This window comes from Kribbella sp. NPDC050281, from assembly GCF_040655855.1.
GTDB lineage: Bacteria > Actinomycetota > Actinomycetes > Propionibacteriales > Kribbellaceae > Kribbella.
In genome coordinates this window covers 1-18,614 of sequence record NZ_JBFAKS010000038.1, presented here as the reverse complement: position 1 = coordinate 18,614, position 18,614 = coordinate 1, and the positions used below count along the sequence as shown (strand labels likewise).

Annotated in this window: 14 protein-coding genes and 2 pseudogenes; 8 read left to right on the top strand and 8 right to left on the bottom strand. The window is 69.0% G+C overall.

Features of this window, described 5'->3' with window-relative positions:
• Nucleotides 1–539 precede the first annotated feature (539 nt).
• Nucleotides 540–1,553: a neutral zinc metallopeptidase gene (locus AB0I34_RS32905; protein ID WP_360452651.1), complete on the top strand. Its 1,014-nt coding sequence runs from the start codon at nucleotides 540–542 to the stop codon at nucleotides 1,551–1,553.
• Here AB0I34_RS32905 and AB0I34_RS32900 read toward each other — a convergent pair.
• Complete coding sequence (locus AB0I34_RS32900) at nucleotides 1,550–3,235, bottom strand: DUF2207 domain-containing protein (protein WP_360452649.1); 1,686 nt, start codon at nucleotides 3,233–3,235, stop codon at nucleotides 1,550–1,552. The genes AB0I34_RS32905 and AB0I34_RS32900 overlap by 4 nt on opposite strands.
• Nucleotides 3,236–3,292: 57 nt before the next feature.
• Here AB0I34_RS32900 and AB0I34_RS32895 point away from each other — a divergent pair, with 57 nt between their 5' ends.
• Both AB0I34_RS32895 and AB0I34_RS32890 read left to right on the top strand, forming a co-directional pair.
• Entirely contained in the window at nucleotides 3,293–4,381 is a 1,089-nt protein-coding gene (locus AB0I34_RS32895; protein WP_360452647.1) for a neutral zinc metallopeptidase, read from the top strand.
• 37 nt (nucleotides 4,382–4,418) lie between these two features.
• A pseudogene (locus tag AB0I34_RS32890) lies at nucleotides 4,419–4,679 on the top strand (protein kinase); the annotation flags it as partial.
• Between the two features lie 12 nt (nucleotides 4,680–4,691).
• On the opposite strand, the pseudogene AB0I34_RS32885 reads toward AB0I34_RS32890, so the two are convergent.
• Both AB0I34_RS32885 and AB0I34_RS32880 read right to left on the bottom strand, forming a co-directional pair.
• Nucleotides 4,692–5,035: pseudogene (locus AB0I34_RS32885) on the bottom strand (serine hydrolase domain-containing protein).
• 80 nt (nucleotides 5,036–5,115) lie between these two features.
• A complete protein-coding gene (locus AB0I34_RS32880; protein ID WP_360452645.1) occupies nucleotides 5,116–5,664 on the bottom strand; it encodes an NUDIX hydrolase in 549 nt (182 codons plus the stop codon).
• Between the two features lie 85 nt (nucleotides 5,665–5,749).
• On the opposite strand from AB0I34_RS32880, the gene AB0I34_RS32875 reads away from it, so the two are divergent.
• The 3 genes from AB0I34_RS32875 to AB0I34_RS32865 all read left to right on the top strand — a co-directional run bounded on the left by AB0I34_RS32875 (nucleotide 5,750) and on the right by AB0I34_RS32865 (nucleotide 13,112).
• The gene (locus AB0I34_RS32875; RefSeq protein WP_360452643.1) at nucleotides 5,750–7,684 is read left to right on the top strand and encodes an HNH endonuclease signature motif containing protein; all 1,935 of its coding nucleotides are present in this window, start codon (nucleotides 5,750–5,752) and stop codon (nucleotides 7,682–7,684) included.
• A gap of 158 nt (nucleotides 7,685–7,842) precedes the next feature.
• The gene (locus tag AB0I34_RS32870; protein WP_360452641.1) at nucleotides 7,843–11,778 is read left to right on the top strand and encodes a Pls/PosA family non-ribosomal peptide synthetase; all 3,936 of its coding nucleotides are present in this window, start codon (nucleotides 7,843–7,845) and stop codon (nucleotides 11,776–11,778) included.
• Nucleotides 11,778–13,112: a M1 family metallopeptidase gene (locus AB0I34_RS32865; RefSeq protein WP_360452639.1), complete on the top strand. Its 1,335-nt coding sequence runs from the start codon at nucleotides 11,778–11,780 to the stop codon at nucleotides 13,110–13,112. The genes AB0I34_RS32870 and AB0I34_RS32865 overlap by 1 nt, the downstream gene beginning before the upstream one ends.
• 16 nt (nucleotides 13,113–13,128) lie before the next feature.
• Here the strand turns inward: AB0I34_RS32865 and AB0I34_RS32860 are convergent, their stop codons facing one another.
• A complete protein-coding gene (locus tag AB0I34_RS32860; RefSeq protein ID WP_360452637.1) occupies nucleotides 13,129–13,992 on the bottom strand; it encodes a LysR family transcriptional regulator in 864 nt (287 codons plus the stop codon).
• A 70-nt stretch (nucleotides 13,993–14,062) separates the two neighbouring features.
• On the opposite strand from AB0I34_RS32860, the gene AB0I34_RS32855 reads away from it, so the two are divergent.
• Nucleotides 14,063–15,028 carry a nitrilase family protein gene (locus tag AB0I34_RS32855; protein ID WP_360452636.1) on the top strand — a complete coding sequence of 322 codons (966 nt, stop codon included), beginning with the start codon at nucleotides 14,063–14,065 and terminating at the stop codon, nucleotides 15,026–15,028.
• Here AB0I34_RS32855 and ispF read toward each other — a convergent pair.
• Genes ispF through AB0I34_RS32840 form a run of 3 tightly spaced genes read right to left on the bottom strand, consistent with a single transcriptional unit; the run spans nucleotide 15,018 to nucleotide 16,686 of the window.
• A complete protein-coding gene (gene ispF / locus AB0I34_RS32850; protein ID WP_360452792.1) occupies nucleotides 15,018–15,428 on the bottom strand; it encodes a 2-C-methyl-D-erythritol 2,4-cyclodiphosphate synthase in 411 nt (136 codons plus the stop codon). The two genes, AB0I34_RS32855 and ispF, sit on opposite strands and share 11 nt — an antisense overlap.
• A gap of 56 nt (nucleotides 15,429–15,484) precedes the next feature.
• A complete protein-coding gene (ispD, locus tag AB0I34_RS32845; RefSeq protein ID WP_360452634.1) occupies nucleotides 15,485–16,180 on the bottom strand; it encodes a 2-C-methyl-D-erythritol 4-phosphate cytidylyltransferase in 696 nt (231 codons plus the stop codon).
• Between the two features lie 20 nt (nucleotides 16,181–16,200).
• Nucleotides 16,201–16,686 carry a CarD family transcriptional regulator gene (locus tag AB0I34_RS32840; RefSeq protein ID WP_012918679.1) on the bottom strand — a complete coding sequence of 162 codons (486 nt, stop codon included), beginning with the start codon at nucleotides 16,684–16,686 and terminating at the stop codon, nucleotides 16,201–16,203.
• Between the two features lie 264 nt (nucleotides 16,687–16,950).
• Between AB0I34_RS32840 and AB0I34_RS32835 the strand changes: the two genes are divergently transcribed.
• Nucleotides 16,951–17,559, top strand: coding sequence for a hypothetical protein (locus tag AB0I34_RS32835; protein WP_360452632.1), 609 nt, complete (start codon nucleotides 16,951–16,953; stop codon nucleotides 17,557–17,559).
• A gap of 35 nt (nucleotides 17,560–17,594) precedes the next feature.
• On the opposite strand, the gene AB0I34_RS32830 is transcribed toward AB0I34_RS32835, so the two are convergent.
• Entirely contained in the window at nucleotides 17,595–18,470 is an 876-nt protein-coding gene (locus AB0I34_RS32830; protein WP_360452630.1) for an iron-siderophore ABC transporter substrate-binding protein, read from the bottom strand.
• Between the last annotated feature and the right edge of the window lie 144 nt (nucleotides 18,471–18,614).

The window sequence follows — 18,614 nt, the reverse complement described above, 5'->3', positions numbered from 1 at the left end:
AGTCCGGTCCTGTGCAGGGTGGTCCGAGACAGTCCGCTCCTGGTCAGCAGGGTCCGGGGCAGTCCACATCCGGCCAGCCCGGTCCCGCACGCCCCGGTCCAGGACAGGCCGGTCCTACTGCAAGCGGTCCCGGTCAGTCCGGTCCCGCACAGACCGCTCCGGCACAGGGTGGTCCAGGACAGACCGGTCCCGCGCAGTCAGGTCCCGCGCAAGGTGGTCCCACGCAGTACCGTCCTGCCCAGTCAGGTCCCACGCAGTACCGCCCTGCCCAGTCGGGTCCTGCCCAGTCCGGTCCCGTGCAGCATGGTCCGGCGCAGTCCCGTCCAGCGCAGTCCGGGCCGTCCGGCCCCGGCCAAAGTCAGCCGCCGCAGCAGGGTGGACCGTACTCGCAGGGGTCTTATCTGTGGGGCCCACCCGAGCTCGGCAAGCCACAGCAGGAGGGCTCGTCAGCCTGGAGCCCAACACCACCGAGCGCCCAGCAAGGCGCCCGCTCCGGCGGTGCCCGCCACGCCGCCACACCAGGCGGCCAGACCGGCCCGATGGGTCAACCCGTCCAGCAGGCACCGACCTGGCAGTACCCTCCCGTCCCGATCCCCCAGCCACCCGGCTCCGGCCGCGGTCACCGGGCGAAGCGGAGCTCCCGCACTCTCCTGATCGGCCTGGTCGTCCTCGCCGTACTAGTCGTCGGCTCCGGCATCACCCTCCTGGTCCGCAACGCCGGCGACGACACCCCGCAGGCAACCAACACCCCGTCGACGGCAACGTCGGAGTCCCCTTCAGAGTCCCCTTCGGACTCGCCGTCCCCGAGCCCCACGCCGACGAAGCAGGTCCCGTCGCGCGACGACCAGCTCGTCACCGCGAACAAGCTCTACAAGATCGGTCCGATCGCCACCGCGAGCTGCGCCGAGCCGCCGTTCTCGCCGGCCAACTTCGCCGCCGCGCGGGCCTACTACAACCGCCTGCTGCCCTGCCTCAACCGCACCTGGTCGCTGGCGATGAAGAAGGCCGGCATTCGGTTCGTCCCGCCGAAGGCGGTCGTCTACGCCGGCCAGGTCCCCAGCCCGTGTGGCGTTCAGCGCAGCGTCCGGGCGGCGTACTGCGCGACGAACCTGACCATCTACATCCCGTACGCCGTGGACAACAGGAACTTCAAGTCCAACGCCGTCTACTCCCGCGCGCTGCGGCTGAACACGTTCGCGCACGAGTACGGCCACCACGTGCAGTACCTGACCGGCATCCTGGTCGCGTCGATGGCCCGGGCCCAGAAGATGACCCCGGCCCAGAAGCTGCTCGAGAGCCGGCGGCGCGAGCTCCAGGCGACCTGCCTCGGCGGTGCGTACCTGGGGGCGAACGCCCCGGTCATCCCGATGAACGGTCCGCTGCTGGTGAACTGGAAGTTCCTGATCGCCCACACCGGTGACGACTACTCGCGGCCGCGCGTGCACACCCACGGCAACCGGGTGAGCAACTACCGGTGGCTCGTTGCCGGGTACAACCGCAAGTCCCCCAACTACTGCAACACCTACACTGCCGTGCCCGCCCGGGTGGCCTAGAACAGCCGGCGCCCGGCGGACACCGAACCGCCGAACGCCATCACGAAGTTGCTGAGCGATTCGCCGACGTCGGACAGGTTCCAGTTCTCCGGACCGGAGTACCAGCCGATGCCTGCGTCCGCCTCGGCGTCGTCGTCTGTCGCTGCGATCTCGAGTGCCCACTTCTCGGTCAGCCCGAGGACAGCGGCGTACGGGAGGCATCGGGAGGCGAACTCGAGCCGGTGGCTCTGCGGCAGGTCTGCCGACGTCTCGTTGGCCAAGTACTGCTGCAGGCCCGCCACCCGGCCGAGTACGGCGGCGCCGCGGGCAGTGCGGGCCGGTGCGACCTGGCCGACGAGTGCGAGCGCCAGTCCGGCCAGCATCACCGCGAAGCCGACCAGACCGAACTTGCTGACGATGGCGAGCACGATGGTCAGTACGACGCCCGCACCCAGCAGGACCAGACCCGCAGTGGTCCAGCGGTTCCGTACGGCGTCCGGCCGGCTGCTGAACCAGCCCTGGGTGACGACATCGGCGTACAGCTGCTCGCGTACGAGGTTCAGCCGGGGTCGCAGCGACGGGCCGAGCGCGGAGACGACCGCGGTGGCGCCGTCGGCGAACACCGCGTCGAGCAGGGCCTTCTCGTACGGCAGCAGCTCGGGACCGCCCTGGTTGAGACGGCGCAGCTCCCAGTCCAGCTTGCCGAAGTGCGTCTCCCGCGGCAGCTCGACGATGGTGAGGTAGTTGCGGACAGCAAGGTCCAGCAGCGTCGCGGTGATGTCGACGACGTCGGCTGTCTCGTCCACCACCGTGCCGACCTGCCCCGGACGGATCCCGTCCGGCGCGGCGAACTGCGGACCGTCGGGGCCGTCCAGCACCGGCCGCTCCGGCGCGCCTCCGGCGACCTTGCCGGCGTCACGCCCGCGGAGGAACCAGAGTGCCGCTGCACCGAGCAGTCCGATGCCCAGCACGATCACTGCGAGGCCGACCGTGCTGGAGTCGGCGGTCAACGCGTGGCCGAGCGTCCAGCGGGTCTTGAACTCCGCGTTCGGCTGCACCGTTGCCTGGTCGCTCAGTCCGGTCAGGAAGGTCAGCCGTCCACCGGCCGGTACGCCGTTCTGCTCGATCTGCAAGGCGGCTGACTCGGCCAGCTGCGACGACGTACACGGCATGCTCGATCCGACGCGTCCGGCGAAGCAGGTCACCCAGGTCGCGAACGGCACGTTGACGGTGACGCTCGCCTTCGGGACCGCCGTACCGAAGCCCTGCAGGATCGGCCAGCTCACCTCGCGGCCCTCGGTGGAGTCGGCCACCACGTTGTCCACCGTGTAGCTGTAGACGACCTTCGACTGGCCGGACACGTTCACGGTGAGCCGGCGGCCGTCATCGGTGCCGTCGTTCTGGAAGCCCTGGGCCGGCTGGCCGTTCACCGTCGCCGACACGTCGCTCAGGCCGTACGTGCGGTCCCGCTCGGCGTCCGCGCGGACCCGCGTAGCCAGCGTCCGACTGAACGTGCTGCCACCGGCGGCCAGGTCGACCGTCTCCTTGACCTGCAGCTTGCCGTCCTTCGTCAGCGTCGCCTCGGCCGAGTACGCCGTGATCCGGTCGTCCGCGGCCTGCGCAGGCAATGTGCTCAGGGCAACGATCGGGACGGCCAGAGACAGCAGCAGGGCAGCCGGCAGGAGGCGGCGCTTCAGTGACATGGGTCGAGGGTAGTCTCGTGCCGGTTCGTCCAGTGCAGGGGCAGGAGGGCAGGATCCGTGAGCAGCCAGTACGGCTACGGCGGTCGTCCACAGGACCGGCCGGTGGGTCCGCCGCCCGGCGTTCTGCCACCTCCACAAGCGGCGCCACAGTTCCAGCAGCAACCGCCGTACCAGGGCCAGTGGGGTCAGCAGCAGCCGTACTACGGCGGCGGTCCGGGCCAGTTCAACGGGTTCCACCCACCGCCACGCCGGTCCGGTGCACTCCGGCTGATCCTGTTCGGCGTGTTCGTCGTGGCGGTCCTCGGTGTCTCTCTGACCGTGATCAGCATGATCATGTCCGGCGGCAACAGCGACGACAACACCGCCGGTCCCGGTGTGACCGGCCCGTCGATCGTGCCGACCGCGACCAGCCACCCGCAGCAGGGCAGCGCCGAGGACTTCCTGCTCCACGCCGACATCTACGAAACCGGCGCGCTGCCGGAGCAGAGCTGTAAGGCCGCCGACCTCGGTGACGGAAGTCTTGCCGCGCAGAAGGTGTACTACGAGAAGCTGTTCGGCTGCCTGAACGAGGCCTGGCGGCCGATCTTCAAGGAGATCGGGCAGGACAAGCCGGACCCGGGCCTGGTGGTGTTCGACAAGCCGGTGACCACGCCGTGCGGCCGGTTCGAACCGCTGTCCGGCCGGGTGCTGGCGTTCTACTGCTACGGCAACCAGGTGATGTACACCGACGTCGCGCAGATGAACAAGGCGTTCGGCCCGACCGAGGATCTGGCGTACCTGATGACCATCGCGCACGAGTACGGTCACCACGTGCAAGGTGTCAGCGGGCTGTTCTACGCGCGAGCGGTCTACCTGCAGGACCACCCGGACCAGAAGCTCGAGTCGTCACGCCGCAACGAGTTGCAGGCGTCCTGCTTCGCCGGTGTGTTCAGCAAGGCGGTCGAGGAGTCGTATCCGCTGACCGGCCGGCTGGCCGAGTTCAAGCGCCAGTCCAGCAGCAGTTTCGGCGAGTCGTCGGACACCCCGGAGGACGAGCGGACCCACGGCCTGGCGACCAGTCAGGGCTTCTGGATCCAGAACGGTTTCAACATCGGTGAGAACAAGGCCTGCAACACCTTCGCGGTATCGGCGGATCTGGTGAAGTGACCGATCGGCTGATTGGGGGCCGCTACGTACTGGGGAGCCGCTCGGCACGGGTGGCATGGGATCGGTCTGGCGTGCGCACGACCAGCAGCTGGACCGTGTGGTCGCACTGAAGCGTGCTCACCCCGGTGTGGACGACTCGGACGGCCGGAGGCTGCGGCGTGAGGCGCGGACTGGTGCCCGGATCCACGATTCGCACGTGGTGACGATCTTCGACGTGGTGAGCGACGGCGACGAGCACTGGCTGGTGCTGGAGTACCTGCCGTCCCGCAGTCTGGACGAGCTGATCGCAGACCGTTGAGCTCGGACATGTCTACGAGTTGGCTGCGCGCAATGGCTCCCAGTGCAGGAATCGGTCCCGGACAATGCCCGCCGCGTCAGGCAGGTCGTCGGTGTAGTTGTAGAGGCCACTCGTGTGGTTGAGGAGCTGGCGGAGCGTGATCCCGTCGCCTGCAGGCAGTACGCCGGGCAGCCAGCGGTCGACCTTGTCGTCCAGGCTCAGCCCTCGCCGATCAGCTGCCGTACGACGGTCGCGGTGAAGGTCTTGGTGACGCTGCCGATGCGGAACGATCCCGCCGGGTCCACCGGATACCGAGTGCCGAGTTCTGCCACCCCGCTCGCGCCACTCCAGAGTCCGTCGGCGTCGCGGTACTGCATCAGCACCCAGCTGCGCCCGCGTCGACCAGCGAGCCGAGGACTCCCTGCAGACGTTGCTCCCGAGGCCGCATCCCCCACTACTACACGAAGGCAATCACATGCAGCAGACCGACCAGGGACGCCGCACCGACGATCTCGCCGGCGGCGATACGTTCGCGGAGTGAGTCGATCCGGATCCACTCGACACGCTCCGCCTCGTTGATGTCCTCGGGCTCGCCGATGTACTCGGCACCCTGCGACACGAACAGCAGATGCTCGGCGTCCGTCGTACCGACAGATGGCTGCAGAGACACCAGCGGTACGACGTTGCGCGGCCGCCAACCGGTCTCTTCCTCGACCTCACGGGCGGCCGTGACGGCTGGATCCTCGTCCGGGTCGACGTACCCGCCCGGCAACTCCCACACCCAGCGATCGATGACGAAGCGGTGCCGCCACATCATCAGTACGTGCTCTCGGGCGTCATCGAGAACGACCACGATCGCCGCCTTGGGCATCCGCAACACGTACTGCTCGAACCGCAGCCCGTCCGGTAGCTCAACCGACGCGATACTCAACCGCAGTCGACGCGTGTCGTCGACAACCCGCTCGCCGAGAACCTTCCAGACCGTCGACCCATCCTGACCTGTCACATCGCGACAGTATCCGACCCGTCCGACTGCCGTCCGCCGGTGTATATCCGTTCGTGCGTGGTTCTTGAGTGTGACGTTTCCCCTTGTGGATAAGGGATTCCAGCATCTGATCGAGGCTTGCGCAGGGTCTAAACTAGAACACATGTTCGACGATGACCTGTCCGCGCTGCCGACGGCCGACCTGCTGGAGTCGGCCGCGCAGCACCGCGCCGAGATCAACCGTCTCGAAGCCCGCCTCCTCGAACACGCCCAGCATTTCGCCGACCACCATCACCCCACCACCAGCCCACCTCGCCCCGGGCTCCATGACTGCGAAGGCCGCGAACGCAGCATCGTGCTCGGCGGCGACGGCTGCCCCGAGATCACCGAGTTCGCCCCCGCCGAGTTCGGCGCCGTCCTGGGGATGTCGACCGGCGCCGCCGCCGGCTACATCGGGCAGGCCCTCGCGCTGCGGCATCGGTTCCCGTTCATCTGGGCCCGCGTCCAATCCGGCGACGCCACTCCCTGGCGCGCCGCCAAGATCGCCACCGCGTGCGAGGACCTCTCGCTCGAGGCCGCGGCGATGGTCGACCGGCGGCTCGCCCCGATCGTCGACACCGTCACCCCCTACCGGCTGGACAAGATCATCAAGGCCGCCCAGTGGCACGTCGACCCCGTCGGCGCCCGCGCCGCCGCCGAAGAGAAGGCCCGCGAACGCGGCGTGTACGTCGGCCATTCCGACGACCACGGCACCAAAACCCTCTACGTACGCGCCGCCACTGGCGACATCATCCGCTTCGACGCCACCATCACAAGCATCGCCGACGCCCTCCGCATCCTCGGCGACACCACCACCCTCGCTAGCCGCCGCGCCAAGGCCATCGGCATCATCGCCGACCCCCACTACACCGCCGAGCTCCTCCTCCAGGCCCGCGAATGCACACCCACCCCTCTCACCGCCAACCCGACTGAACCAGAGCCCGGCGATGAACCCGGCACCGACAACAGGCCCAGGACGAACACGCCGGACACTCCTGTTGGCCCGTACAACAACGCGGTCCCGGGCGAACCTGTCCCCACCGAACTCCGCCCCACGGAGCTTCGCTCCGGTGACCTTCGCCTGGGCGGACCCAGCGCCGGCCACGGACGCGGGCGGGACGGTTCACGCCGGCACGAACCAGTTCGCGACGGACTCGACCTGGGCGAGCATCCGGCCGGATCTGCTGACGGCCGCGTGCTTGATCTGAGCGGTCCCGACCCAGACGAACCGGGCCCCGACGACGAGGCCGACCGCGACGCAGCCCACCCCAGCTCCGGCAACCTCCCCGACCCGCTCGACACTCCACCCCGGCGCCCGCCGGTCGACCCCACTTGGCCCACCCCAACCACTACCGAGCTCGGCGAGCCCCTCGACGCCGAAGCTCAGCGCGCGCTCGATGCCCGCCTAGCCCACATCAGACAGACCGCCCACACGAGACGAGGCACCGACACAGCCACGCGAACCGGTGCCGCACTCAACCCTGCCCGCACTCGGCTACGCCCCGCACACACCCAGATCTACATCCACCTCACCGACCACACCCTCGCCACAGGCACCGGCATCCTCCGCGTCGAAAACCTCGGCCCGATGATCGCCGACCAGCTCACCGAACTCATCGGCCACGCCCCGTACACCGTCAAGCCCGTCATCGACCTCAACGACAGCATCAGCGTCGACGCCTACGAGATCCCCACCCGAATCCGCGAACGCGTCAAGCTCACCCACCCCATCGAGCTCTTCCCCTACGGCGGCCGCGAAACCACCCACACCATCGACCTCGACCACATCCAGCCCTATAACCCCGCCGGCCCACCCGGCCAAACCAGCACCGACAACCTCGCTCCACTCGGCCGACGCCATCACCGCATCAAGACCCATAGCAACTGGAACGTACGCCGCCTCGACCAAACCACCGTGGAATGGACCACCCCCAACGGCTTTACCTTCCACGTAACCCCCACAGGCACCCACCGAGTAGCCACACCCGAGGCCGAGGGGTGATCACCTGTCACCACAACCGCAGCAGCCCGCGGGTACTTGGTTACATCGGATGGCTTGTGGGCGTAGAGGTTTCACGAAGAGTTGGGTGGTTGCGGAGTGGGTGTCTGGTGGTTGGTTGGAATGCGGGGATTGTTAACTATGCGGCGTATTATCCGGCCGTGACGTTGCGACGCGGTGAGCTGGCGGCGCCCGCGCGAACGTTGGTGGGGGTGCTGCAGGACACGGCCGACAAGTACGCCGATGAGCCGGCGCTTGATGACGGCAGCGTGAGCCTGAGCTACCGCGAACTGCTGGCCCAGGTCACCAAGTTCGCCGGACGTCTGACCGCGGCGGGCATCGGCCCGGGCGATCGCGTCGGCGTACGAATCTCGTCCGGTCACAATGACCTGTACGTCGCCATCCTCGGCACCCTGCAGGCAGGCGCGGCGTACGTCCCGGTCGACGCAGACGACCCGGACGAACGCGCAGACCTGGTCTTCGGCGAGGCCGCGGTCGCCGCGACCGTCGCCGACGATCTCGAGCTGACCGTACTGCGCCCGCAGCCTGGCCCCATCCCGGACAACGAGAACGCCGACGGCTACTTCGACTACCCCTACAGCGCCCGGATGGATTCCCCCGGTACGACGGACGCCCGGCGACCGCATCACGACGGTCCGCGACCAGAGGACGACGCGTGGATCATCTTCACGTCGGGCTCGACCGGCGTACCGAAGGGCGTCGCGGTCACACACCGTTCGGCGGCCGCGTTCGTGGATGCGGAGGCACGGCTGTTCCTCCAGCAGGAGCCGATCGGCCCCGACGACCGCGTACTCGCCGGCCTGTCGGTCGCGTTCGACGCGTCCTGCGAGGAGATGTGGCTGGCCTGGCGTCACGGTGCGTGCCTGGTGCCGGCGCCGCGGTCGCTGGTCCGCAGCGGCATGGACCTCGGCCCATGGTTGGTTGCCCAGGGCATCACTATCGTCTCGACCGTGCCGACCCTGGCAGCACTCTGGCCGGCCGACGCGCTGGACCAGGTCCGGCTGCTGATCTTCGGCGGTGAGGCCTGCCCGCCCGAGCTCGCGGAGCGGCTCGCCGTCGACGGCCGGGAGGTCTGGAACACGTACGGCCCGACCGAAGCAACCGTTGTCGCCTGCGGCGCACAGCTGACCGGCGAGGGCCCGGTCCGGATCGGACTCCCCCTGGACGGCTGGGATCTCGCCGTCGTAGATGCCGAAGGCAACGAAATACCGGAAGGCGGCATCGGCGAGCTGATCATCGGCGGCGTCGGCCTGGCCCGGTACCTGGACCCGGTCAAGGATACCGAGAAGTTCGCCCCGATGCCGACCCTCGGCTGGGACCGCGCGTACCGCAGCGGCGACCTCGTCCGCTACGAACCCGAGGGCCTCCTCTTCCAGGGTCGCGCCGACGAGCAGATCAAGCTAGGCGGCCGCCGGATCGAGCTCGGCGAGGTCGACGCCGCGCTCCAAGCGCTACCTCATGTCACCGGCGCCGCAGCCGCGGTCCGCGCAAGTGCCGCCGGTAACCAGTTGCTCGTTGGGTACGTCGTACCCGAGGACCCGGACACGTTCGACCAAGCCAAGGCGACCGAGCGGCTCCGTGAAGCTCTCCCCGCGGCGCTCGTACCGCTGCTGGCGATCGTCGACACACTCCCCACCAGAACGTCGGGGAAAGTCGACCGCAACGCCCTCCCCTGGCCGCTGCCCGGCATGGACTCCGACGGCCCGCCCGCCATGCTCGACGGCACCGCCGGCTGGCTGGCCGAGCGCTGGACGAAGGTCCTCGGCGCCAAGGTCACCGGCCCGGACAATGACTTCTTCCTGCACGGCGGCGGCAGTCTCGCCGCAGCGCAGCTCGTGTCGGCGCTGCGTGAGCGCTACCCCGATGTGACCGTCGCCGACATCTACGAGTACCCGCGATTAGGCGCCCTGGCCGATCGGCTCGACGAGTCGACCGTCCTGATCACCGGCCCGGTCGAGGTCCGCGAGATCAGGCCGACGCCGAAGTCCACCCAGCTGCTCCAGACCGCGCTGACCCTGGTGCTCCAGACCGTCGTCGGCGTCCGGTGGCTGGTCTACCTGTTCACGCTGAACAACCTGCTCGCCGAGTTGGTCGGCCCGCTGCCTTGGCTCCGGACGGTTTCCTGGTGGTGGATCCTGGCCGGCTGGCTGATCCTGATCACCCCGGCCGGGCGGATGAGCATCGCCGTCGTCGGTGCCCGCCTGCTCCTGCGCGGCGTGAAACCCGGCACCTACCCACGCGGCGGCAGCGTCCACGTCCGGCTCTGGGCGGCCGAGAACCTCTCCGACGCCGCCGGTGCGGCCAACCTCGCCGGCGCACCCTGGATCGCGTACTACGCCCGCGCACTCGGCGCGAAGATCGGCCGCGGCGTCGACCTGCACACGCTCCCACCGGTCACCGGCATGCTCACGATGGGCCGCGGCGCATCGGTCGAGCCCGAGGTGGACCTGGCCGGTTACTGGACCGACGGCGACCAACTCCACGTCGGCGCGATCAGCATCGGCGCCGAGGCGGTCGTCGGCTCCCGCAGCACACTGCTGCCCGGTGCCGAGATCGGCCGGAACGCCGAGATCGCCGCCGGTTCCGCCGTCTCCGGCAAAGTCCCCCCGAATGAGCGCTGGTCCGGCTCGCCCGCCACCCGCGTCGGCCGCGCCCGGCATCCCTGGCCGGACCACCGCCCCGCCCGCGCGCCGTGGTGGGTTCTCGCGTACGGCGCTCAGTCCGCGGTGATGTCGTTGATCCCGGTGGCCGCTGCCGCCGCGGCGATCGTCGTACTGGGTCGCGCCCTCCGAGGAACCGAAACACTGCAAGCGGCAGCGCTCAAGGCCCTGTCCGCCATCCCGCTGATGACGCTGGTCGGATTCGTCACGCTGGCTCTGCTGACACTGATCGGCGTACGGCTGCTCGGCATCGGCATCAAGCCGGGCCATTACCCGGTACGCAGCCGGATCGGGTGGCAGGTGTGGGCGACCGAGCGGCTGCTGGACTCGGCCCGGACCCTCCTGTTCCCGCTGTACGCGAGCCTCCTGACGCCGTGGTGGTTGCGCGCGCTGGGCGCCAAGATCGGCCGGGACGTCGAGGCCTCGACCGTGCTGCTGCTGCCGAAGATGACGACGGTCGGTGAGGGTGCGTTCCTGGCCGACGACACGATGATCGCGTCGTACGAGCTGGGCGGCGGCTGGCTGCACGTGGCCGGCGCGAAGGTCGGCAAGCGTGCCTTCCTCGGGAACTCCGGGATGACCGCGCCGGGCCGCTCGGTGCCGAAGAACGGCCTGGTCGCGGTCCTGTCGGCGGCGCCGAAGAAGTCCAAGGCGGGTACGTCGTGGCTCGGTTCGCCGCCGGTGAAGCTACGCCGGCAGGCCGTCGAGGGCGACCAGAGCCGCACCTTCAACCCGCCGACGCGGTTGAAGGTCGCCCGGGCGCTGGTCGAGCTGTGCCGGTTCGTGCCGATGATGTGCACGGTGCTGATCGCACTCGGTGTGCTGTTCGCGCTGCAGGCGATGGATCTGTGGATCGGCCCGTGGGCGACGTTGCTGCTGTCCGGCGCGGTGATCCTCGCCGCCGGCGCGGTGGCGGGCGGGATGGCGACGGTCGCCAAGTGGCTGATCGTCGGCCGGACCCGCGCGGTGGAGTACCCGCTGTGGAGCTCGTTCGTCTGGCGCAACGAGGTCGTGGACAGCTTCGTCGAGCTGGTCGCGGCGCCCTGGTTCGCGAACGCGGCCGCGGGTACGCCGGTCCTCGCGCTCTGGCTGCGGTCCCTCGGGGCCAAGATCGGCAAGGGCGTCTGGTGCGAGACGTACTGGTTGCCGGAAGCGGATCTGGTCACCCTGGGCGACGGCGCCACGGTGAATCGCGGCTGCGTGCTGCAGACGCACCTTTTTCATGATCGAGTTCTCTCCATGAGCACAGTCACCTTCGGACCAGGCGCCACCCTCGGGCCGCACGGCATCGTCCTGCCGGCCGCGACGGTGGGCGCGGGGGCTACCATCGGTCCGGTGTCTCTGGTGATGCGTGGTGAAGGTGTGCCGGCCGGGACGCGCTGGGCCGGGAACCCGATCGCCCCCTGGCAGGGCTGATGGTTGCCCGCACGACAGGGCAGCCCGGAGCGTCGACGGCAGGCGATCCCTACGTGCCCTCCCACGGCAACGGCGGCTACCACGTGGAGTCGTACGAGCTCGACCTCGATTACCGGGTCAACAGCAACCGGCTGAGCGGCAAGGCGACGATCACCGCGGTCGCCAACCAGGCGCTGTCCCGGTTGACGTTCGACCTCTCCGGTCTGCGGGTCGCGAAGGTGTCGGTCAACGGCCGCCGGGCCGCCCGCTACATCCACCGCGCCGGCAAGCTACATGTGACGCCGCAGGCCGCGATCATGGACGGCGCCGAGTTCGTCGTCGACGTCCAGTACGCCGGCAACCCCAAGCCGGAGGACAGCCCCTGGGGTGAACTCGGGTGGGAGGAACTCACCGAGGGCGTGATCGTGGCGAGCCAGCCGAGCGGCGCGGCCACCTGGTTCCCGTGCAACGACCACCCCGGCGACAAGGCCCACTACCGGATCACGGTGACCACCGACTCGCCGTACCAGGTGGTCGCGAACGGCCGGCTCGTGTCACGCCGGGTGAAGGCGAGCCGCACGACCTGGGTGTTCGACCAGGCCGCGCCGATGGCGACGTACCTGGCGACGGTCCAGATCGGCCGGTACGACGTCCTCGACCTGGCCGCGTCACCGGTGCCGACCCGGGCGGTGCTGCCGGCCGCGCAGCTGCGGGAGTTCAGGACGGACTTCGGCCGGCAGCAGGAGATGATGAAGCTGTTCTGCCGGCAGTTCGGGCCGTACCCGTTCGAGGGCTACACGGTCGTGGTCACGGACGACGACCTGGAGATTCCGCTGGAGGCACAGGGCATCTCGGTCTTCGGCAGCAATCACGTGGACGGCCGACGGACGTCCGAGCGGCTGGTCGCGCACGAACTCGCCCACCAGTGGTTCGGCAACAGCCTGACTCCCTCGACCTGGCAGCACATCTGGCTCAACGAAGGCTTCGCCTGTTACGCCGAGTGGCTGTGGTCGGAGGCGTCCGGCGGCCTGACCGCCGACCAGCAGGTGTCCAAGGCGTACACCCGGATGAGGGGCCTGTCTGCGGACCTGATGCTGTCGGATCCCGGGCCGGAGATGATGTTCGACGACCGGCTCTACAAGCGCGGCGCGATGACCTTGCATGCCCTGCGCAAGCATCTCGGCGACGACGCGTTCTTCAACCTGCTCCGGACCTGGACCAGGACGTACCGCCACGGCTCGGTGACCACCGACGACTTCATCAGCCTGGCCGCGACGTTCAGCCCCGACGAAACAGCGCTCCTGGAACTGTTCGCCGCCTGGCTCGACACCTACGAACTCCCACGGCGGCGTTAGCCAGGAGCTAGGCGAGCTAGGCGCGAGCGACCTCTGCCGCGGCCTTCAGGAAGCGTTCTGTGAGCGGTGTCCGAGTGGACCAAGCGGCGCCGATCCACCACGACGCGGCCCGGCCGGGGAGCGGGGTCAGGCGGAGCTCCGGTGGGGCGATCCGTTCGGCGGACTGCGGTACGACGGAGGGCCCGGCACCGGCGGCCGTGAGAGCGAGCACCGTCTGCAGGTCGGCGGCCTCCTGAAGCACTTGCGGATGGCAACCGAGTTCGGCGTACAGGCCGTTGATCTGGGCGGTCAGGCCGGGACCCCGGGACGGCGTGAGGCGGACCAGCGGACGGTCGTCCAGCCAGCGCCCGACGTCGCGAGGTACGTCCTGACCGACCGGGAGGGCCAGGGCGAGCCGGTCCCTGCGGAGCCGGAGGCGTTCGAGGCCGGCCGGGACCGGCAGCCGGACGAAGCCGATCTGGAGGCTGCCGGCGAGCAGGCGTTCGCATTGCACCGCCGAGGACATGTCGTCGAGGGAGATCGACACTCCCGGCCATCGACTGCGGAACAAGGCGACGGCTCGTGGCGCGAGGTCGATCGCGGAGAGCCCGAATCCGATCGCCAGCGATCCCTCGTCACCCGCTGCGACCTGTACGGCGCGCCGGTCGAAGGCCTCGGATCGTTCGAGCAGTTCGAGTGCGTCGGGTAACAACAACTCGCCGGCCGGCGTCAGCCGGGCGCCGTGCCTACCGCGAGTGAACAGGACGGATCCGACCCTCCGCTCCAGGACCTGGATCTGCTTGGTCAGCGCCGGCTGACTGGTCGCCAACTCGTCGGCCGCGGCCCCGAAGTTCCGCAGCCGTGCCACCGTGACAAAGGTCCGGAGCAATCGGAGATCCATAACCTCAGGATATGGAATGTCGACCAATCGCTATTGGACGTCATGGATCAATCGGCGTTTCGATGGGCGCATGACCCTCTTCCGCAGCGCCGTCGTCCAGTTCGAGCCGGTCCCGGACCAGCCCGCGGCCAACCTCGCCACCGTCGAGGGCCTGGCCCGGGAGGCGGTCGCCGACGGCGCCCAGCTCGTCGTACTCCCGGAGATGTGTCTGCTCGGCTACTGGCACCTCCGCAACCATTCCGCCGAGCGGCTGCACGAGCTGGCCGAGGCCGCCGACGGACCGCTGGTCAGCTGGATCGCTGCCCTGGCTCAGGAGTTGGAGGCCGGCCTCGGCGTCGGCTTCCTGGAAGCTGCTGACGACAAGCTGTTCAACTCGTACGCCGTCTGCCTCCCCAACGGCGACGTCCACGTGCACCGGAAGCTGCATGCGTTCGAGCACGAGGAGATCGCGAGCGGATCGTCGTACACGGTCTTCGACACGCCGTGGGGCTTCCGGGCGGGGGTGCTGATCTGCTGGGACAACAACCTGGTCGAGAACGTCCGGATCACCGCGTTGCTCGGAGCAACCGTCCTGATCGCGCCACATCAGACCGGCGGGACCAACTCGCGCAGCCCGTATGGAATGAAGCCGATCCCGGTGGAGGTGTGGGAGAACAGGAAGCAGGATCCGGCGGCTGTCGAGGCCGCGTTCAACGGGCCTAGCGGCCGCGAGTGGCTGATGCGCTGGCTGCCGGCGCGGGCGCACGACAACGGGCTGTTCCTGCTGTTCAGCAACGGTGTCGGGCGGGACGACGACGAACTGCGGACCGGCAACTCGATGATCCTGGATCCGTACGGCCGGATCGTTGCCGAGACCCCGGTACCGGACGAGGCCGTGGTGACCGCGGACCTCGACCTGGATCTGGTGCCATTGGCAACCGGACAGCGGTGGATGCGCGGTCGCCGACCGGAGCTGTACGGCCTGCTGACGCAGGTGATGGGCGACGAACTCGATCCGCGGGCAGCCCGGTTCTCGACCGAGCCGGTCAGTAGATAAGGGCAGTAGCGAAGGCCGTGATGCCTTCGCCGCGGCCGGTGAACCCAAGGCCGTCGGTGGTTGCCGCGCTCACGGACACCTCGGCATCGCAGCCGGCGCTCAACACCTTCTCCGCCTCCTCGCGGCGGGGTCCGATGCGGGGCCGGTTGCAGACGATCTGGACCGTCACGTTGCCGATCTCGAACCCGGCGGCTCGCACCCGCCGCGCCGCCTCGGTCAGCAGGGTGATCCCGGACGCGCCGGCCCACTCGGGCTCGGCCGTACCGAAGTTCGACCCCAGGTCGCCCAGCCGGGCCGCACTCAGCAACGCCGTGCAGATCGCGTGCGCGGCCGCGTCGCCGTCGGAGTGACCCGCGAGCCCAGCCGTCTCCTCCGGCCAGTGCAGGCCGGCCAGCCACATCGGGCGGCCTTCCTCCAGGGGGTGTACGTCGATGCCGTTGCCGACCCGTGGGATCTTCACCCGAGCCGCCTCTCCGCCAGCAGTGCCTCGGCCAGCAACAGGTCCTGCGGCCGTGTCACCTTGAACGCGTCCTGCGAGCCCTCGACCGTCATCACCGGCACCCCGAGCCGCTCACACATCATCGCGTCGTCGGTCGCCCCATCGATGCCGGCGGCATGCGCACGACGCAGTACGCCGGGCTCGAAGCCCTGCGGAGTCTGTACGGCGACCAAAGTCGAGCGGTCGGGCGTGTCGACCACCTCGCCCGTCGGCGACACCCGCTTGATCGTGTCCGTCACCGGCACCGCCGGTACGACGGCCGGTGCGCCGCCACGAACCGCCGCGACCACCCGCTCGACCACCTCGGCCGGGACGAATGCGCGGGCCGCGTCATGGACCAGGATGCAGTCGATGCCCTCGGTCGGGACCACGTCCAGGGCCGCCCGGACCGAGTCGGGGCGTTCCGCGCCGCCCGGGACCACAAGCAGCCGGGCATCACCGGCGTACGGCTCGAGTTCCTTGGCCACCGATTCCTCGAACCCGGGCGGAACGGCGACGACAAGACAGACGAGGTCGGCGGCGGTCGCTGCCTTCAGTCCACGAACGGCGTGGACCAGCAGCGAATCGCCACCGACCTCTCGAAATGCTTTGTAGTTCTCACCACCGAGTCGCAGTCCCAGTCCGGCCGCCGGGATGATGGCCGCAGTGCTCATGCGACGCGATCTGACCGAAGTCAGGAAGCGAGAACCTCATCGAGGATAGCTTCCGCCTTGTCCTCATTGGTGTGCTCGGCCAGGGCCAGCTCGGAGACCAGAATCTGACGTGCCTTCGCCAGCATCCGCTTCTCACCGGCGGAGAGACCGCGGTCACGCTCACGGCGCCACAGATCGCGGACGACCTCTGCCACCTTCATCACGTCACCGGAGTGCAGCTTCTCCAGGTTCGCCTTGTAGCGACGCGACCAGTTGGTCGGCTCCTCCGTGTGCGGTGCGCGCAGCACGTCGAAGACGCGCTCCAGGCCAGCCTGATCCACGACGTCACGCACGCCGACGAGATCGAGGTTGCACGCGGGGACCCGGACGACCAGGTCGTTCTGAGCGACGATCCTCAAGACCAGATAGGTCTTGTCCTCACCTTTGATCTGACGGGTCTCGATGTCCTCGATGACGGCCGCTCCGTGATTGGGGTAAACAACCGTCTCGCCGACTGTGAAAGTCATATGTCACGTGCCCCTTTCCGAGATCCATCTTACCACGTGCTGGGTGGTCCGGTTTCGGCGTTTGCGCTGGTCAGAGGCCTATTCGTGCCTTGACAAACGCTGTCCGCCGTGCCTCGTGCGCGCGTGAATGGTTGCCGGGGACACCGCCGCCACACCCCGTGACGGGCATCCCGCCGTCGGGGCCGGAGCAGCCCCCGGCTACGCTTTCCTGCGCCGGAGGCTGCTGCCTGACGGCGTCGAACAGCTTGCAGAAGAGGGATTCCAGTGCCGATCACGTTGTCCTCGCGGTTTGTCCGGCGTACCGCGCTGGCCGGTGCCGCCGCCACTCTCAGTATCGCGCTGGCGGCGTGCGGCGCGAACTTCGGCGCCCAGACCGCGAAGCCGTACCAGGCCGCCGAGGGCACCAACGCCGACTCCGGCTCGATCAAGGTCCGCAACATGCTGGTGCTGGCCACCGCGGACGGCAAGGGCGAGCTGCACAGCGCGATCGTCAACGACGGCAGCACCGACGACACCCTGGTCAAGATCGAGCAGGCCCCGCCCGGCACGCAGGACGGCCAGGCCGGCGGCGACCAGCCGGGCCAGGTCACGTTCAGCAAGTTCGCGCCCATCGACCTGAAGGCCGGTACGTCGACCATGCTGCCGCCGGCGGCAGGCGAAGCGACGGCGAGCGCGACCCCTACGGAGACGCCGTCGGCGGACCCGACCGAGACGCCGGGCGGAGACTCCAGCAAGGGCATCTCCGTCACCGGGGGCAAGCCGGGCCAGATGATCAACGTGGTGATCACGTTCGGCCAGGCCGGCCCGATCACCACCTACATCCCGGTGCTGACCGAGAACCACTACTCGCCGACGCCGCCGCCGGCCGAGTAGTAGCCCCCCAGTAAGTCAGTGGAGGGCGGCCTGCGTCAGCCGGCCGCCTCGGCAGCCTTGGCCAGGTTCGGGATGGTCTTGTCCAGCACCCACGGGACGCTCAGCACGCTGACCGCGCTCATCCCGGAGATGACCTGCTGGTCCTCCATGGCGTACGCGCTGCCCCGCTTCACCGCGCCGAGCGAGGAGTAGACCGGGTCGGCCAGGAACTTCTGCGCTCCGAGGCCGTCGACGTACGCGACCAGTACGTCGGCGTCCACATCGGCCACCTTCTCCTTACTGATGGCCAGCGAGAACTCCCTCTTGGTGTTCGTCTTCTCCAGGGCCTCGACCCCCGGCGCGTTCTTGAAACCCATCTCGTTCAGGATCTGCACCCGCGGGTCACCCGGCATGTACACGTAGTTCTCGGCGCCGAACGAGCCGACCGTGATCGTCTTGCCCTTGAACTCGGGGTGATCGGTCGCGACCTGCTTGATCTTGTCCTGGATGCCACTGATCAGCTTCTCCGCGTCGGCCTTCTTGCCGAGCGCCTCACCGACCAGCAGGGTCTGGTCCTGCCAGGTGGTCTGCCACGGCGCGCCCGGGTACGCGACCGTCGGCGCGATCCCGGACAGGGTCTTGTACGTCGCCTCGTCGAAGCCCTCGTACGGCGCCAGGATCACGTCCGGCTTCAGCGCCGCGATCTTTTCGAACGGGTACTTGTCACCGGTGTCGAGCAACTGGGTCTTCGCGGGGTCGAACTTGCCGGCGTCCCACGCGGTGACGCCGGCCGCGGTCGGGCCGTAGGTCACCTTGGGCATCCCGACCGGCGTCTCGCCGAGCGCGTAGACCACGTCCTGCGCGTTCCAGCCGAGCGTGACGATCCGCTCCGGCTTCTTGGTGATGGTCGTCTCACCGAAGGTGTTCTTCAACGTGACCGGGAACCCGGCGGCCGCCGTACTGGCAGAGCCGCCGGCCTGCTCGTCGGCGTCGTTGCCGCACGCGGCCAGCGTGGTGGTCGCCCTCGGCCTGGTTGCGGCTCTCCACCGCCTCGCGGCGCTGGCGGTCCTCCTCGG